This window comes from Pedobacter sp. UYP30 (assembly GCF_040547165.1).
In the GTDB taxonomy this organism is placed as follows: Bacteria; Bacteroidota; Bacteroidia; order Sphingobacteriales; family Sphingobacteriaceae; genus Pedobacter.
Map to the genome: position 1 here is coordinate 432597 of NZ_JBEPPD010000002.1, position 17583 is coordinate 450179.

14 protein-coding genes are annotated in these 17583 nt (G+C 40.1%); 12 read left to right on the forward strand and 2 right to left on the reverse strand.

The annotated features are described in order from the left end of the window. Nucleotides 1–77: 77 nt before the first annotated feature. The 8 genes from ABIB40_RS04250 (at nucleotide 78) to ABIB40_RS04285 (ending at nucleotide 10349) form a co-directional block, all read left to right on the forward strand. Complete coding sequence (locus tag ABIB40_RS04250; RefSeq protein ID WP_354356301.1) at nucleotides 78–2042, forward strand: glycoside hydrolase family 97 protein; 1965 nt, start codon at nucleotides 78–80, stop codon at nucleotides 2040–2042. 54 nt (nucleotides 2043–2096) lie between these two features. Then, complete coding sequence (locus ABIB40_RS04255; RefSeq protein ID WP_354356303.1) at nucleotides 2097–4166, forward strand: glycoside hydrolase family protein; 2070 nt, start codon at nucleotides 2097–2099, stop codon at nucleotides 4164–4166. 100 nt (nucleotides 4167–4266) lie between these two features. Next, nucleotides 4267–4410: a hypothetical protein gene (locus ABIB40_RS04260; RefSeq protein ID WP_354356305.1), complete on the forward strand. Its 144-nt coding sequence runs from the start codon at nucleotides 4267–4269 to the stop codon at nucleotides 4408–4410. Nucleotides 4411–4446: 36 nt separating this feature from the next. Then, complete coding sequence (locus ABIB40_RS04265) at nucleotides 4447–5976, forward strand: rhamnogalacturonidase (RefSeq protein ID WP_354356307.1); 1530 nt, start codon at nucleotides 4447–4449, stop codon at nucleotides 5974–5976. A gap of 87 nt (nucleotides 5977–6063) precedes the next feature. After that, on the forward strand, nucleotides 6064–7596 hold the full coding sequence (locus ABIB40_RS04270) for a rhamnogalacturonidase (protein WP_354356309.1): 1533 nt from the start codon (nucleotides 6064–6066) through the stop codon (nucleotides 7594–7596). Between the two features lie 21 nt (nucleotides 7597–7617). Beyond that, nucleotides 7618–8736, forward strand: coding sequence for an outer membrane protein assembly factor BamB family protein (locus ABIB40_RS04275; protein ID WP_354356311.1), 1119 nt, complete (start codon nucleotides 7618–7620; stop codon nucleotides 8734–8736). A gap of 27 nt (nucleotides 8737–8763) precedes the next feature. Continuing rightward, a complete protein-coding gene (locus ABIB40_RS04280) occupies nucleotides 8764–9255 on the forward strand; it encodes a hypothetical protein (RefSeq protein WP_354356313.1) in 492 nt (163 codons plus the stop codon). Nucleotides 9256–9944: 689 nt separating this feature from the next. Continuing rightward, entirely contained in the window at nucleotides 9945–10349 is a 405-nt protein-coding gene (locus ABIB40_RS04285; RefSeq protein ID WP_354356315.1) for an EVE domain-containing protein, read from the forward strand. 54 nt (nucleotides 10350–10403) lie between these two features. On the opposite strand, the gene ABIB40_RS04290 is transcribed toward ABIB40_RS04285, so the two are convergent. Both ABIB40_RS04290 and ABIB40_RS04295 read right to left on the reverse strand, forming a co-directional pair. Next, nucleotides 10404–11609, reverse strand: coding sequence for a cation:proton antiporter (locus ABIB40_RS04290; RefSeq protein WP_354356317.1), 1206 nt, complete (start codon nucleotides 11607–11609; stop codon nucleotides 10404–10406). Nucleotides 11610–11679: 70 nt separating this feature from the next. Further along, nucleotides 11680–12201: an acyl-CoA thioesterase gene (locus tag ABIB40_RS04295; RefSeq protein WP_354356319.1), complete on the reverse strand. Its 522-nt coding sequence runs from the start codon at nucleotides 12199–12201 to the stop codon at nucleotides 11680–11682. A gap of 169 nt (nucleotides 12202–12370) precedes the next feature. Here ABIB40_RS04295 and ABIB40_RS04300 point away from each other — a divergent pair, with 169 nt between their 5' ends. From ABIB40_RS04300 to ABIB40_RS04315, 4 genes are all read left to right on the forward strand, one after another. Next, nucleotides 12371–13117, forward strand: coding sequence for a glycosyltransferase family 2 protein (locus tag ABIB40_RS04300; protein WP_354356321.1), 747 nt, complete (start codon nucleotides 12371–12373; stop codon nucleotides 13115–13117). Nucleotides 13118–13250: 133 nt separating this feature from the next. Continuing rightward, nucleotides 13251–14282 carry an MraY family glycosyltransferase gene (locus tag ABIB40_RS04305; RefSeq protein WP_354356323.1) on the forward strand — a complete coding sequence of 344 codons (1032 nt, stop codon included), beginning with the start codon at nucleotides 13251–13253 and terminating at the stop codon, nucleotides 14280–14282. Nucleotides 14283–14309: 27 nt separating this feature from the next. Beyond that, complete coding sequence (gene gap / locus ABIB40_RS04310; RefSeq protein WP_354356325.1) at nucleotides 14310–15305, forward strand: type I glyceraldehyde-3-phosphate dehydrogenase; 996 nt, start codon at nucleotides 14310–14312, stop codon at nucleotides 15303–15305. Nucleotides 15306–15771: 466 nt separating this feature from the next. Then, complete coding sequence (locus ABIB40_RS04315; protein WP_354356327.1) at nucleotides 15772–16965, forward strand: phosphoglycerate kinase; 1194 nt, start codon at nucleotides 15772–15774, stop codon at nucleotides 16963–16965. Nucleotides 16966–17583: the final 618 nt, after the last annotated feature.

The following is a 17583-nucleotide window of genomic DNA, read 5'->3' on the forward strand; positions in this document are numbered from 1 at the left end:
CAACTTCCGAATACCAAGTTGCCGGAAGCAGATAAAATGGAATTATAATTTAAGAAACACACAATAACTAATAATTTATGAATTTGATTAACAAAATTGCCGCTTGTTTTATATTGCTGGCAGGACTATCTGCCCAACTTTATGCGCAGTCTAAGCCAATAGATTTAGCTTCTCCCAACGGAGAGATAAAAGTCTCAATCAGCCTGAGCGATAAAATCTATTATTCTGTGGCAGGCAACAAGCAGGAGCTTCTCACCAAAAACTCGCTTTCGCTGACGCTAAGGGACGAATTACTTGGTAAGAACCCAAAATTGCTCTCGTCTAAGAAAACCAAAGGATCAGAGGAGATAAAGCCCTACGTTTCTTTAAAATTCTCGACGGTAAAAAATAACTACAATGGTTTGGTCTTGAATTTCAAAGGAGATTTCTCGGTTGAATTCCGTGCTTTTGATGATGGTGTAGCCTATCGTTTTATTACCGCTAAAAAAGGTAATATAGAGGTTATGAACGAAGAGTTTGCTGTTAATCTTCCGAACGATTACCTACTGCATGTGCAGCAGCATGATGGTTTTAAATCGTCTTACGAAGAAGCTTACCAACACATTGAATCAAATAACTGGAAGCCGTCTGATAAAATAGCAAACCTGCCCATGTTGATCGATACCAAAAAACAATACAAAATATTAATAAGTGAGTCTGATCTTTCTGATTATCCTGGGCTTTTTCTAAAAGGCAACGGAAATAACGGACTGGAGGGCGCGTTCCCAAAAGTACCGCTAGAGTTTGTTCCCGATGGCGATCGTAGCCAGAAGATCCTCAAGTCGGCAGATTATATCGCAAAAACTACCGGATTAAGGAATTTTCCATGGCGGTATTTTGTAATTACCTCAGATGATAGACAGCTGATGGAAAACACCATGACTTTGAAGTTGGCAGCAAAAAGTACAATCGCGGACCCAAGCTGGATTAAGCCGGGACAGACCAGCTGGGAATGGTGGAACGGTGCTACTCCGTATGGGCCAGATGTGAATTTCGTATCCGGTTACAACTTAGATACCTATAAGTACTATATAGATTTTGCTTCGAAATTTGGTATTAAATATATCGTGATGGACGAGGGATGGGCTAAAAGCACCACCGATCCTTACACACCGAATCCCAAGGTAGATGTAAAAGAGCTGATCCGTTATGGCAAAACGAAGAATGTAGACATTATTCTTTGGCTAACTTGGTTAACGGTACACAACAACATGGACCTTTTCAAGACTTTCCATGAATGGGGAATAAAGGGAGTGAAGATCGATTTTATGGACCGTAGCGACCAGTGGATGGTGAATTACTATGAGAACGTAGTAAAAGAGGCGGCAAAAAATAAAATATTTGTTGATTTCCATGGTTCTTTTAAGCCTGCAGGTCTAGAATATAAATATCCCAACCTAATCTCTTACGAAGGAGTGAGAGGATTGGAACAAATGGGTGGCTGCACACCAGATAACAGCGTTTTTTTACCATTTATGCGTAACGCCGTTGGCCCGATGGACTTTACGCCGGGCGCAATGATAAACATGCAGCCCGAAGTATACCGATCTGAACGTCCAAACGCCGCAGGCGTTGGCACCAGGGCGTATCAACTTGCCCTATATGTTGTTTTTGAAAGTGGCATCCAGGCGCTGGCAGACAATCCGACTCTTTATTATCGCAACCCCGATTGCACGGAATTCATCACCAGCGTACCAACTACATGGGACGAAACAAAAGCACTAGTAGCGACAGCGGGCGAAGTGGCCGTGGTAGCCAAGCGTAAAGGAGATAAATGGTTTATAGGTGGCATTACCAATGGAAAAGAAAAGGAAAGAAATATAACAATCAATTTTGATTTCCTCAAGAAAGGCAAGACCTATACCATGACCTATTTTGAAGATGGCATAAATGCTGGCGTGCAGGCGATGGATTACAGAAAAAAATCCGTTCAGGTAAAAGCAGGTGATAAAACGACGATCAAAATGGTTCGGAACGGAGGATGGGCTGCAGTATTAAAATAAACTTATCGAAAAGGAGAATTTTTATGACTAACTTTTATACTACAATAATCATCAATGAAAAATAGACTAGTCAGTTCCTCCTTACTTACACTGGTAATCATTGGGAGCATTCTTGGTACTGTTTGTGCACAAAAACGTCAGGGGGTCCAACTTTTGCTGCGCGCTACTCCTTGGCAATTTTCGGGAGGTAAAGCACAGAGTACCCTTTCATCAAAAGAAACCAAAGCAACTTTTACGGTGCCTTTTGACAGCAGCAGTTTTACAATCAAAATGCGGGTCAATCTAAGAGCGGAAAACTCGATTATTAACCTTCTTAACATTCCAGGGGTGCTGACTGTTACCACCTCTCAACATGATGCGAAGGATAGAAAAGGTCAAAACTATCCAGCTTATCCAATGCCGGATGGTTCCGTTCCAGTACTGGAAGCAGCTCTTCGGCTTTATCCGCCTTTAGAACCTAAAGGCGCACGTGATATGCCAATAGGTATTCCATTGGCAATGTTAAAAAAGCCCCAAGGAGAACACGAAGTTGTACTTCATTTCTCTGGTGTTAGATGGACGTTATATGTTGACAACGAGCTTCTTGATAACGATTTTCCAATAGGATATCCAAAATGGGGAAAGCAAAGTACCTGGGAAATAAATCCTTCGGTAGTTTCTAAAGCAGAAATCTTCTTTCCTGGAATTGAACCAAAAAGAGTGGCATTGAAGAAGCCCCGCATTTCAAATGAGATGCAGTATTGGACACCTCAGGGACATAACGCTTGGGTGGGCGATGTTGCTACTTTCTATTATCACGGACGCTATCATATATTTTATTTGTTTGATCGCCGCGGGCATGGGAGTAAATTTGGAAAGGGAGGTCATTACTTTGAACACATCTCAACAACAGACTTCAAAACGTGGACCGAGCACGAAGCGGCAACTCCCATAGAGGCACAATGGGAAACGATTGGAACTGGTACACCTTTTATCTTTGAAAATAAATTTTGTCTTAGTTATGGCTTACACACGACACGGATTTATCCTAAAGAACAAACCATGTTGCCCTTGCAGTGGGATTACTACAATAAACACGGCGTTACTGGTTCCTTCCGCTATGACACCATTCCGGGGTATCCAGCAGGATCTACTTATTCCATTAGCGAAGATGGCATCAGTAATTTCAAAAAAACCAAGATATTATTTCATCCCTGTGAAAACCCGAGTGTTTATACAGATCCCGAAGGAAACTTGCGCATGTTAGCGAACTATGGAGCTAAAGGAACTTGGGGGTCGAAATCCATCAATGGAGGTTGGCGATCTATCAATCCGAATTTCCCTCCAGGAGGTGATTGCACCTTCTTCTTTCGCTGGGGAAGTTATGATTACGTCATCGGCGGTTTTACCGGCTTTTGGTCAAAACCTGCCGCTGCATCAGAAGACAAATTTGTAGATGGGGTTAAAAAAGGATTAGACTTTTACAATGGAATGAACGTGCCCGCGGTAACAGAAATAAGCGATGGCCGTTTCTTGTTGGCCGGCTGGATTCCCATGGCTGGTTGGGGCGGTGCACTGACTATCCATGAAATGATCCAATCTCCTGATGGCAGAATAGGAACAAAATGGATGAAGGAAATAATTCCTGCAACGCAAAAAGAGAAATTATTAGCGAAAGAAGTTAAAGAGACCACCTCTTTTACAACCAAATCGTCCTCTTTCCTGCTAACGTTTGAGGTAGAACCAGGTACAGATTTGACCGGAAAACTTGGGGCACTTTTTTTAGGGGCAGATGGTGAAAAAAATGCCTGTGAAGTACAAATTAGTCCAAATGCTAAAAGAGCGCAATATGGCAAAGGGCAGCTTCAAAATTTCTCGAGTAGGGAGAAATCATTGCGGGAGGGTGGTTCTCCAAGCGGCGCACGTAATTACGCTATTGAAAACTTGGCAAATACAGATAAACCGTTTACCGTGCGCATCATTGTTAAATATGAAGATAAATTTGGCGGTTCGCAGATTGACACAGAAATTGCAGGTCAACGTACGATGATTGCTTTTCGCCCTGACTTGAAGGTGGAAAAACTCTTGCTAAAATCGGAAGGAACTGGAATCAAAAATGTAAAAATAGCGGCACTAAAGTATTAAAAAACCTCTTTTTACCTAGTTAATTAATTACTCCTTTTAAAAGTAATTAATGTTTAAGTGATTTTTCCAACATTTGGCAGTAGAAACTGCCAGGGCAAAAGTGGAAAAAACCCCCATCGAGGTAACCAAAGAAAAGAAAGTGGTTTGGGTTCTTCACGATTGGAAAAATGTTGGTGATGCAACCGCTTTGCAAGTATTAGATGATCTGGGCATACCCGAAATTCCAGGACAATCAGAACATTAATGCAAGTTTAATACATTAACATATAAACTAAAAATTATGATATCCATATACCGCAATCTAGCCTCCGCATTTATCCTTCTATTTTCAACCATTACTCTTTCATCAGCACAGGCACCCGTTTATAATATTAAAAAATACGGAGCGATAGGCGATGGCAAAAATATTGACACCAAAGCGATTGACAAAGCCATTAATGCCGCTAATGCGGCAGGTGGTGGTACTGTTTATTTTCCTGCCGGAGATTATTTATCAGTGACCATTCATCTTAAAAGCAATGTCGCCTTATACATCGATCAGGGAGCCACTATTGTAGCTGCTACTACCTCGCCAGATGTTCAGTATGATTTACCTGAAAAGGGCGAAAATGAGATCTATCAGGATTTTGGGCACAGCCATTTTAATAACAGTTTGATTGTTGGCGAAAACCTACACGACATATCCATCCTTGGGCCAGGAAAGATTTGGGGAAAGGGTTTGATAAAAGATGAACGCAAACCAGGACAAAATGACGGTTTAGGAAACAAATCAATAGCGCTTAAGCTTTGTCGCAATGTTACCTTAAAAGATTTTACCATTTTCCATGGGGGATGGTTTTGCCTATTACTTACTGCGGTTGATAATGCAACCATAGATAATATTAAAATGGATACTGGTCGGGATGGAATTGATCTTATCTCGAGCAAAAATGTTCATATCTCAAATTGCACTATCAATGCCCCTGGTGATGATGCCTTGTGTTTGAAATGTGATTATTCTTTAAACTACCCCCGGGCTTTAGAGAATGTAACTATCACCAACTGCATGGTTTCAGGCTACAATGAGGGGACTTTTTTAGACGGCACTTTTTTAAAGGACGGCAGAAAACACCCCCAGGGCCGTATTAAATTCGGAACCGAGTCAAACGGCGGATATAAAAACATCACCATAAGTAACTGTGTTTTTGACCATTGCAAAGGCCTGGCGCTTGAAACCGTTGACGGCGCAGCATTAGAAGATATTACCATTAGCAATATTACCATGCGTGATATTAACAACTCCCCTATATTTATTAGGCTGGGTGCCCGTATGCGCGCGCCCAAAGATTTTCCATACAGTACATTGCGTAGGGTAATTATAAGCAATATTATAGCTTATGACGTTACCGGCGATCAGGGCGCTATTATTAGTGGCATACCCGGCCACGATATTGAAGATTTGACATTAAATAATATCCGTATTTATTATAAAGGCGGGGGCACTAAAGAGCAAGCTGCCCGTGAAGTACGGCCTTTAATTAAAGACTATCCCGAACCGGATTCTTTTGGAATAACGCCTGCTTATGGATTTTTTATCAGGAATGTTAAAAACTTAAAAATGGATAATGTAGAAGTTAGTTTTATGGATGAAGATCTGCGCCCGGCTTTTATTTTGGATAATGTAGACGGTGCAGATTTTCAACAGATTCGTGCAAAAAAATCTGGAGATACTCCTGTGTTTCGGTTGAATCAAGTAAAGGAATTTAATTTATTTAACAGCTATAAATTGCCAAATACTAATTTGCCAACTGTTGATAAAAAAGTAATTTAAGCTAAGAGGTAAGGTTAGTTATTTTATGAAAAAAGGACTTATACATAATTGCCTTATAATTTCAATAACAAAGTTAATAGATAAACTATGATAGCAGTATACCGTAACCTTTTTAGTGCGTTCCTTCTTCTGTGCATATTTACATGCCAAACCTGGGCTCAGGCTCCAGTTTATGATGTAAAGAAATACGGAGCCAAGGGCGATGGTAAAACTTTAGACACCAAAGCAATTGATAAGGCCATTGAAACAGCTGCAGCGGCAGGTGGTGGTACCGTTTATTTCCCGGCGGGAGATTATTTATCGGTAACCATTCACCTTAAAAGCAACATCGCTTTATATATTGATCAAGGAGCCACCATTGTAGCCGCTACTCCAAGCGAAGGGGTACAATATAATCACCCCGAAAAGGCCGATAACGACCTGTATCAGGATTATGGCCACAGCTATTTTCGGAACAGTCTTATCTATGGCGAAAATTTGCACGATATATCCATTACTGGTCCCGGGCGTATATGGGGAAAAGGCTTAGTCATGAAAGAAAGTACATCTGGCGAAAATAAGCGTGGATTGGGTAATAAAACGCTTGCTCTTAAACTTTGTCGAAATGTAATATTGAGGGATTTTACCGTGGCACATGGTGGCTGGTTTGGTTTTTTGTTAACAGGGATAGACAATGCCACAATTGACAATATAAAGATGGATACTAACCGCGATGGTATAGACCTGATATCCAGCAAAAACGTACGTATTTCAAATTGTACCATTAATACGCCGGTTGATGATGCTATTGTGATAAAGAGCGATTTCGCGTTGGGTTATCCGCGCGATGTAGAAAACATTACCATAACCAACTGCCAGGTTTCTGGGTACAAGGAAGGCACCTTATTAGATGGTACCAATGTAAAGTGGAGTAATGGTTCGCCTACCGGTCGTATTAAGTTGGGTACCGAATCAAACGGGGGCTTTAAAAATATCACGATAAGTAATTGTGTATTTGATAACAGCCGTGGTTTGGCACTCGAAACAGTTGACGGTGCCGTACTGGAAGATATTAATATCAGCAATATCACTATGCGCGATGTTGGTAATGCACCAATTTTTATTAGGCTTGGCGCACGGATGCGCGGGCCTAAAGATTTTCGATACAGTACACTGCGCCGGGTAATGATTAGTAATGTGATTGCGTATGGAATTACCGGTACACAAGGCGCAATTATAAGTGGTATACCTGGCCACGATATTGAGGACATTACCTTAAGTAATATTAAGTTTTATTTTAACGGCGGCGGTACTAAGGCTCAGTCCGAACGGGAAGTACCGGCGCTGATAGACAGCTATCCAGATCCAAACCGTTGGGGAATTACACCTGCGTATGCCTTTTTTATCCGCAATGTTAAGAATATTACCTTAAACAATGTGGAAGTTAGCTACCTGAAAGAAGACCTTAGGCCTGCATTTATTTTGGATAACGTAGACGGAGCAGATTTTCAGCATGTGCGTGCTCAAAGAGCTGATGGAGCGCCAACTTTTATGTTGAACCAGGTAAAGAATTTCAATCTCTTTAATAGCAACAGGCTGCCGGATACTAAATTGGCAGATATAGACAAAAAACAGTTTTAAGTATTGATTTAATTAAATATTATGAGAGTTATCAAAATCAGTTTTCTTTTGGCTTTATGTTTAATGTTCTCTTCAAAATCGCTTATTGCGCAAAACTCAGCCAAAGCTAAGAGGACGTCTAAAAAAGCAACTACCTCAGCAACTCCATGCATGGATGTGCTCCATCTTTTTACTGATGCAAATGTACCGGCAATGGCTCCAGAGGAGAAGTTTGCACCGCTAATTTCATCAACTGAAGCGACACCGTCAAACTTACCAGGAAACGGGTTGGCGCAACATCCAATGTTGTATGTTGGCGAAAACTGCAATAGAATGTCGCTTGTAAAAGATGGTAAGGTAATTTGGACCTATAACACAGGCAAGGGTCCGGAATATGATGATATTTGGATGCTATCTAACGGGAATATTTTGTTTACCCGGATGCAATACATAGCTCTAATTTCTCCTGATAAGAAAGTGCTTTGGCGTTACGATTGCAATAACTCAAAAGGTGCAGATCATACAGAGGTACATGCCTGCCAACCTATTGGTTTAGATAAGGTTATGTTTGTGGTGAATGGCTTACCACCAAAATTATTCGTTGTAAACATTAAAACCGGAAAGGTTGAAGTAGAACATGTGCTTCCCTCTAACCAACCTGCAACCGTTGGAGATATTCATCCGCAGGTTAGAAGAGCGCGTTATACTGCACAAGGTACTTACCTTATTGCGTTGCTTAACCAAGGCAAGACTGTTGAATACGATAAAGATTTTAAAGAAATTTGGAGTTACAAAAGCACAAAGCCATGGGCTGCCATAAGGTTAAAAAATGGTAATACCCTAATTACGGACGAAACCGAAAATCGCACGTTTGAAGTTAACAAAAAGGGTGAAACTGTATGGAACTTTGATTGTAAAAAAGATTTTCCTGCCGAGTACCAGTTTACCTCCGCGCCGCAAAGCTGTACCAGGCTGGCAAACGGTAACACCATTTTTGCTTCGCGGGGCCAGGGTGGTAAAGGTCCGCAATTGATTGAAGTTACAAACGATAAAAAGGTAGTTTGGGTGTTGCACGATTGGGAAACTGTTGGCGACGCAACTGCGGTTCAGATTTTGGATGATCCGGGAATTCCAGAAATACCCGGACAATCTGAACATTAATCTGAACAGTACACATGCAATGTTAAGATGAGAAGTTTCTATTTAATATTGCTGCTGTTGGCATCCTCTTTTTTCTGCAAGGCGCAGACAAGCACGAAGCAGCTTGCAGCTTTTCCTCTTTCCGTGGCAGAACAAAATTCGCTAATGGCCACATGGGAAAAAAAGACCGTTCTTGATGCTAAACTGATTGACGACATGGAGGCCAAAGGCAAATGGATCGTTACCAGCATTGGCCAAATGAGTTATACCCGCGACCGTGCAAAGGATGGAAAGCAATCATTACGATTCCGCACTTCCATACGAGATACCGAGTACTTGGCCTTACCGGGTAATAAGACAAAGTGGGGTTCCCAAATGTTTAATATTAATGGGCAAGCTGGTGCCTCGTCTTTGCAACTGCATTTTGATACGCCGCAGGATTCGTCAGGCTATAACCGCATTTCCTTTTGGATATATGTACACCCAACAGCTAAGGCTTCATTGTTGGCTCTGCGAGCCCAACGAAGCCTTAGCTGTTAGTAGTAAAGAATTAAATACAAGAAGGCTTATCAAAAAAGCAAAAAAATAACCTGTTATTTGGTTGAAAAAGCATAAGTTTTTCCTATCCCTAAAGCGGTTTGACGAAATATTAGGGAAAGTGCTAAGTTGAAAAAACAGGGCGCCGTTTTTTTTAAAATTTTGCTACGCTAAAATTCTTACAACCGAAATCCGCTTGGCGAAATAGAATTTTAGATAACTTTTTTGATTCAAGTTTTTTTCTATATATACGGAAAAATAAGTGTTGCTTTTTGGGAAGACAAATACATCATTAAAGAATTGAATATTTTAGAATACTAAAGTCTGTCGCTAATGCGTAGTATTACCCTACATTCATGAATTATGGGAAATTACATTAAATTACTATATGTTTTATAACAACGTTGAGTGTAAAAGCGGCTTTTGCTCAGGTTTCAGATAAACAAGCAAGTAGCAGAACAAAGAGCCAAAACAAATTCGCTGACTAAAGTAAACTATCTGCCAACATTGCAAATATCTAGAAAATGATTGTGATAATTATACTTGGAGGATCACATCAAATTTAGATTCCTTGTTAAGTATTTACTTACAGATGTGGATTAATTTTTATAAATTTCCGGCAAACAATTCTTTGTCGACAATATTGACCCTAAACCCTAAACCCTAAACCCTAAACCCTAAACCCTAAACCCATGAACCATTGGCTTGTAAAATCAGAACCGCATAAATACAGTTGGGAACAATTTAACAAAGATGGCCGTACCTTTTGGGATGGCGTTCGAAATTATCAGGCAAGAAATAACATGCGCGATATGAAAGAAGGTGATCTTGTACTGTTTTACCACAGCAACGAAGGCAAAAATGTGGTCGGCATTGCCAAAGTTGTAAAAGAAGCATACCAAGATCCAACAACCGATAATACCAATTGGGTAGTGGTAGATATTGTACCAGTAGAAAGCTTAAAAAAGCCGGTATCGTTGGCGCAGGTTAAAGAAGAAGAAAGTTTAAAGAATGTTTCTTTGGTGCGTCAGGGTCGTTTATCGGTTATGCCATTAAAAGCAGAAGAATTTGATAAAATCCTAGAAATGGGGAGTTAATGGGGCTGTATGGTCGTTATTTATCCGCGGAAGCGAAAAAATTAAAAAGATTAGTTAGGCGCTAGCAGCTTCTGTTTCTTCTCCTCCCTCTATTTTGCCTTTGCTAAATAGAAGCCCAAGCGACATGATTACGCTACTTCCGAGTACCACCAAGAATAGAAACGAGGTGCCTACACCTTCGATTTTTAAGTTGTCGGGCAAACTGTAATAAAGCAATATGCTAATCAATCCACGAGGTGCTAGATATAAAATGGGAATTGGACTTCCTTCCTTTAAAAATTTCAGCAAAACGTATCGTACCGCATAAACGGTTGCTAAAATAAAAAATCCATTTGCCAATACAACTCCATTGTTCAGCTCCTGAATATTCATGGTAAAACCAAAAATTACGAAGAAGAACGTGCGCAAAATAAAGGCACTTTCTGCAGAAAGTTGGTAAAGCTGAGAGATGTCTTGATCTAGGTTTTTATAAATAAGTATCGATTTAAACCAAGCGTTTCTTATGGTGCTTGCATTATTTAGAAACAGGCCGGTGCTTAAAATTAAAATAAGTGCCGAGAGATGATACGATTGCCCGATGGCGTAAAGCAATACGAGAATAGAAATGATTAAGAAAAACTTTACGTGATGAACGAGCTTGCCCATGGCATAAAGTAGTACCACGCATGCAATTGCAGATAACAACAAAATTAGGAAAGTGCTCAATCCCAAACTAAGAAAAGAAGAGGTGGTTAAAGATGGATTGGAGATGGCAAAATTAAAGGCTACAATGCCCAGAATATCAGAAAATGAAGACTCGTAAACCACAAACTCTTTGCCTTTTTTGCCCAAAGCTGCCGCCGATGGGATAGCGATAGACGAGCTGATTACACTAAAAGGGATTGCGTTTGCAATGCAAGTATAAAGGTCTCTGTGGCTTATTTGATAAATAATGAGTGTAATAATGGTAACCGTAACCAACAAAATGGTAAGTGCAGAAAAGAATGCAGTCCTAATCATCTTATTTTTTTCCTTCTCATATTTAAGCTCCAACGACCCTTCAAAAACGATAAGGATAAGGCCTACCGTGCCTAAGGTTGGTAAGATGGAGAGAAAATCGAACGTTTTTAGGTGCAAGCTTTCCACCAACAATTTTAGTCCAATGCCTAGCAAAAGTAGCAGCACAACCGATGGAATTTTGGTTTTGCCAGCAAATAAGTCAAACAGATAGGAGAAAATAACCAAGCCGCTTAAGATAATAAGTGTGGTATATGTAGACATATTTTAACCTTTATTTAACCCGCAATTTAATATAAACTTGCCTAGCAACTATAAAAACTCCAAAAAAGTTTTAAACTTTTAAAAATAGCGCTTTTAGCTCGGTTGCGTCTTTTGCTTGCATTTTACCGCCTAGCACCAACCTCAATTGCCGTCTACGCAGCGCGCCAGCGTAAAGTTCCAACTCTTCTTCACTTTCTGGAACGGCTTCTGGCACTTTAAGGGTTTCATCACTTTGGTTAATGGCAACAAAAGTATAATAGGCCTCGTTGCTTTTTTTTCGTTCTCCTGTCGGGATGTTTTCTGCCCAAACTTCTAAACGCACCTCCATAGATGTGTTAAAAGCCCTAGTAACCTTAGCCTCGATGGTAATTACGTCGCCTAATTTTATTGGGTTTCTAAAAGAAACATTATCTACCGATGCCGTTACCACTATTCTGTTGCAATGTTTTTGGGCTGAAATTGCAGCGGCGATATCCATCCAATGCAAGAGTCTTCCGCCCATTAAGTTGTTTAGCGTATTGGTATCATTGGGCAATACCAGTTCGTTCATAATGGTAAAGCTTTCTTTGGCAAATTTATTTTCTACAATCATAATTAGCGGTAAAAGTAAGCAAATTGAGGTTAATTAGAGCAATCACCGGTTTGTTTTGGAGCTCATTAAAATGCAATTGTTAATCTAAAAATACGCGTCAGCTCTGTAAATTATTTTTACCTTTAGGGCGAACCTTTGTCTCCCCATCGCTTAGAAATAGAAGTTTTTAATGAAAATATCAATCATAACGGCTGTATTTAATGGAGAAAATTACCTTGCAGATTGTATTTCCTCTGTTTCTTCGCAAACCCATCAAAATATAGAATATATTGTGGTCGATGGAAATTCCACAGATCGTACGCCTAACATCATCGCAAATCATCAATCAACTATAGCAAAAGTAATTTCGGAGGCTGATTTGGGTTTATACGACGCCATAAATAAAGGGTTGGAAGTTGCCACGGGCGATGTAATTGGTCTGCTAAACTCAGACGATATGTTTGCAGACGGTTCTGTAGTTGCCAAAATTGCAGAAGCCTTTGAACAAAACCTAAAAATAGATTGTATTTATGGAGATTTGGATTACATCCATCCGCAAAGTAGAAAAATTTTGAGGCGTTGGCGCTCTAAGCAAGTTGGTTTTAGAGCATTGGCGCAGGGCTGGATGCCAGCTCACCCAACGCTTTACCTAAGAAAATCAGTCATTACCAAGCATGGCAACTACTCGTTAAATTATGGAACCGCCGCAGATTATGATTTTATCCTTCGCTATTTTTATACACATAAGGTTGCTTGTAAATATTTGCCTTTTTTAATGATAAAAATGCGTCAAGGCGGAGTGAGCAATCAATCTATGGCTAGCCGAATTTCTGCATTGCTGAACGATTATAAAGCCTTGGTCGCAAATAAACTGCCTTTTCCGATCTATGTACTTTTACTTAAAAAAATAACAAAGTTTAGCCAATATTTTAGATAACAATTGTACATTGGCCAGTGAAATGGGTGGCCAGCCCAAACATTGGCCTTAATTTGCTATTAAAGAAGTTGTTGATTTGCTACAAGAATTATTAAAAACACACCCTGAGTATTTTTATTGTTTTGCCATAATTATGGCCCTTGCCATAGTAATCGGTATTATGCCCACAATAATTTCAGTTTCGGAAAAATACAAACTTTTCGATCGGGTAGATTTACATAGAAAAGACCATAAAGGGCTCATATCTAGACTAGGAGGCGTTGCTATCTTTGTAAGCTTTACCATAACCGTTTTATTTTTTGCTCCCTGGATTCATTACGAGAGCGCCAATTTTTTAATTATCGGCTGTTTTATTATAGGTGCTATGGGCTTAAAGGATGATGTTTCCGGCGCTAGTTTGATGGCGAAACTTTTCTTACAGATAGGTGTTGCAGTGTTATTGGTGTTTTTTGGCCATTATTCTCTAACCAGTCTTTATGGAGTTTTTGGTATAGGCGACATAAATTACATTTGGGGAAGTCTTTTCTCTGTGCTGTTGATTATTTTTTTAAGCAATATTTTCAATTTAATAGATGGTATCGATGGTTTAGCCACCAGTATAGGTTTGTTGGTAAGCGGATGTTTCGGAATCTTGTTTGCACTCATGCATCAATCACCTTATGCCCTAATTTCTTTTGCTTTATTTGGTGCCTTGTTGGCTTTTTTAAAATTTAACTGGTGCCCTGCTAAAATTTTTATGGGCGATACCGGTTCTTTGGTTATTGGTTTAATAACCTCGGTATTGGCAATTAGGTTTGTAGAATTGAATAAAGTGAATGCGCTAGCTGCTTCTATGTATTATTCTGCACCTGCCATTGCGGTATCTATCCTTATCGTGCCCATTTTCGATTCGCTTAGAATGTTTACAGTTCGTATTTTGAAGCGTAAATCTCCTTTTCATGGTGATCGAAATCATACGCACCACAGATTGGAACAATTAGGCTTAAAACCAAATAAAATAGTGCTCATCTTGGTCGTTTTTAACGCATTGTTTGTCAGCTTGGTGTTTTTACTTCAAAACTTGGGCAATTTTGTGCTCATTTGTTTAATGATTGTTGCCTGCGCTTTGTTTAATTTTGGCGTAACAATCGCCTTGAAGCGAAAAGACAACGTGCAGGGATTATAAAAATAACAAAGCAAAAAGGAACAGATAATGAAAATTGCGATTAATGGGTTTGGTAGAATAGGACGCACATTTTTAAGATTAGCACTACAAAATAATATGAATGTGGTGGCCATTAACGACTTAAGCAATGCCGAAACAATGGCCCACTTGCTAAAGTATGATAGTGTACATGGTGTTTTTAAAGGAAATGTTTCGGCCAAAACCGACGCATTATTAATAAATGATGTGCTAATCTCTGTCTTTTCTATCGAAGATGCAGAAAGCCTACCTTGGCAGCAACTAAACATAGATTTAGTTATAGATTGCACAGGCAGGCACTTAACAAAAGATGCAGCATCAAAACATATTAGAGCCGGGGCAACCCAAGTGTTGGTATCTGCGCCCGCGGTAGATGATATACCAATGCTTGTGCTTGGAGTAAACGAAGACAAGATAGATCTGAGCACAGAAATCCTCTCCAACGCAAGTTGTACAACCAACAACATTGCCCCCATGATAAAGGTATTGAATGAAAACTGGGGTGTAAAAGAGGGTTACATCACTACCATCCATTCTATGACCGGTGATCAAAATCTGCACGATGCAAACCACAAAGATTTGCGTAGAGCTCGGGCGGCATCTTCCTCTATTATTCCTACAACCACAGGGGCTGCAAAAGCCATTACCCGAATTTTCCCGTCGTTAGACGGCTTTTTAGGTGGTGCAGGCATCAGGGTGCCGGTATTAAACGGGTCCTTAACAGATTTTACCTGTTTGCTCCATAAGCCAGCAACGGTAGCAGAGATAAATCTGGTATTTAAAAGCGCCGCAAATGCTGGTATGAAGGGAATTTTAGAGTATACAGAAGATCCAATTGTGTCCGTCGATGTAATCAATAATCCGCATTCTTGTATCTTCGACGCGCAACTTACCTCTATTGTTGGTGCTTTGGTAAAAGTTGTAGGCTGGTACGACAATGAATATGGCTACAGCAGTAGATTAATTGATGTAGTTAAAAAAATTGCAGCGCAAAAATCTTCCTAACGGTTAAAGCCGCATCATTGATTACAGCTATCACGCTATAAAAAATTACAGAAAAAATTCTTCTGCTAAAATATTTTGCCCCCGTAGCCTAGTTTTAAGAAAGGGTGAGTTTTTTTATTGAAGCATTTTCATGTTCGATGATAATGTAAAAACATTCAATAACCAAGAGATTGTACGTGTTGAGTCATTTGCGCCAAACGATTTAAATTAGTCCATCCCTTTGGATACCAATAAAGTGGAATGGACATTCATGCTAATTTTGTAGGTAAAAATTTCTGTTCTAAACTTGTTGCTTTTGCAATAAGTTTGTTAAAAACCACAAAAGTAGGCTATATTTGGTGCGATGCAAGAGCAATTGAGGGCTGCTTTTGTCAGAAAAGGAGCTTTAATCCAATCCAGATATGTTTGAATATCGAAAATTGGCCTCGCATTATAAAACGAAACGAAATTTAGTAACAACAAAAGAATGAAAACGATAGACCAGTTTAACTTTGCAAACCACAAAGCCTTAGTAAGGGTAGATTTTAATGTACCCTTAGATAAAAGCTTTAACATAACCGATGATAAAAGGATGCGTGCCGCATTGCCTACCATTCAGAAAATTCTTAATGATGGGGGCTCGGTTATACTAATGTCTCATTTGGGCAGACCGAAAAATGGCCCAACAGGTGAGTTTTCCCTAAAGCACATTCTTGGTGATCTTTCCCGGATGTTAGATTTGGAGGTAAAATTTGCCCACGATTGCATAGGTGAAGATGCCGTTAAGCAGGCATCAAATCTTTTTCCGGGCGAAGTGCTTCTGTTAGAAAACCTCCGTTTTTATAAAGAAGAAGAAAAGGGCGACGTAGCTTTTGCAGAAAAGTTATCTAGGCTTGGCGATGTTTATGTAAACGATGCTTTTGGAACTGCACATCGTGCGCACGTCTCAACAGCCGTTATCGCGCAGTTTTTTCCGAAAGCAAAGTATTTTGGCTACCTCATGGCATCCGAAGTTGAGAATGCCGATAAGGTTTTAAATCATCCAGAGCGCCCTTTTACTGCCATTATGGGTGGAGCAAAAGTGTCCGATAAAATTTTGTTAATCGAGAAATTACTGGATAAGGTAGACAACATCATCATTGGCGGTGGAATGGCTTACACTTTTGCGCGGGCGCAGGGAGGCGAAATAGGCACATCTTTGCTAGAGGCCGATAAACAAGACCTGGCTTTAGAACTAATTCAAAAAGCAAAAGATAAAGGCGTACAGTTGTTGCTTCCCGTTGATACCGTAATTGCCGATAAATTTGACAACAACGCAGACAAGAAAGAAGTAGCATCGGGTAAAATTCCAGCCGACTGGATGGGATTGGACATTGGTTCAAAAACAATTAAGCTTTTTGCAGATGTTATCAAAAACTCTAAAACGGTGCTTTGGAACGGTCCAATGGGCGTTTTCGAAATGGAAAGTTTCGAAATTGGCACCAAAGCAGTTGCAGAAGCGGTAGTTGCGGCTACCAAAGATAATGGGGCATTCTCTTTAATCGGAGGCGGTGATTCGGCTGCGGCAATTGCAAAATTCGGGATGGAAAATGATGTAAGCTACGTTTCTACCGGCGGCGGCGCGTTGTTAGAATATATGGAAGGCAAAGAATTGCCAGGAGTAAAGGCGATTAATGATTAGCCACTCAAAAACTAATTTTTTATAAAATCCGGCCTTTTTGTGATAGGCGGGCTTCAAACAAACTTAGCAACGGAATTAGTTCCGTTGCTTTTTTTTAAACAGGTAGGGATTTAGAGGCCTTAATATAGGCCTATTTTTATTTTCGCCAAAATCGAGCCAATGACATCGTTAATTATTGTCTCAGGCAATATTTGCTGAAATATTTATCACAAGCATGTACAGCATTTCCATAAAGATAATTTGGGCGCCTTAACACGCCATTCACTATATCTTTTGATCTCCGAAGTGGAGATCAAAAGGATGCCGTTTCTGTCGTTGGCGCGGCACGTGCGCCGTTAAGCTAATAATAAGAGCAAACAAAATGATCTCATCCCGAGGTTCGATATACGACTTGGTGACATTGAGCGCTGCCCCAGCGCCGTCCCGATATCCCGTTGCAAAAATAAAACGTGCTATTCCACAGCGTTTTGCGGTGATTATCCTGAAATCCTCTTCCGGTTATAACTGCGTGCCGTTATTTTTTCTATCTTTGCACTCCGCTCAGGGATATGGGCGGGGAATAGAGCAAAAAACATCGAAGAGGGGCAGGTTTCTGCATGACGATTTGGACGAAAAAAA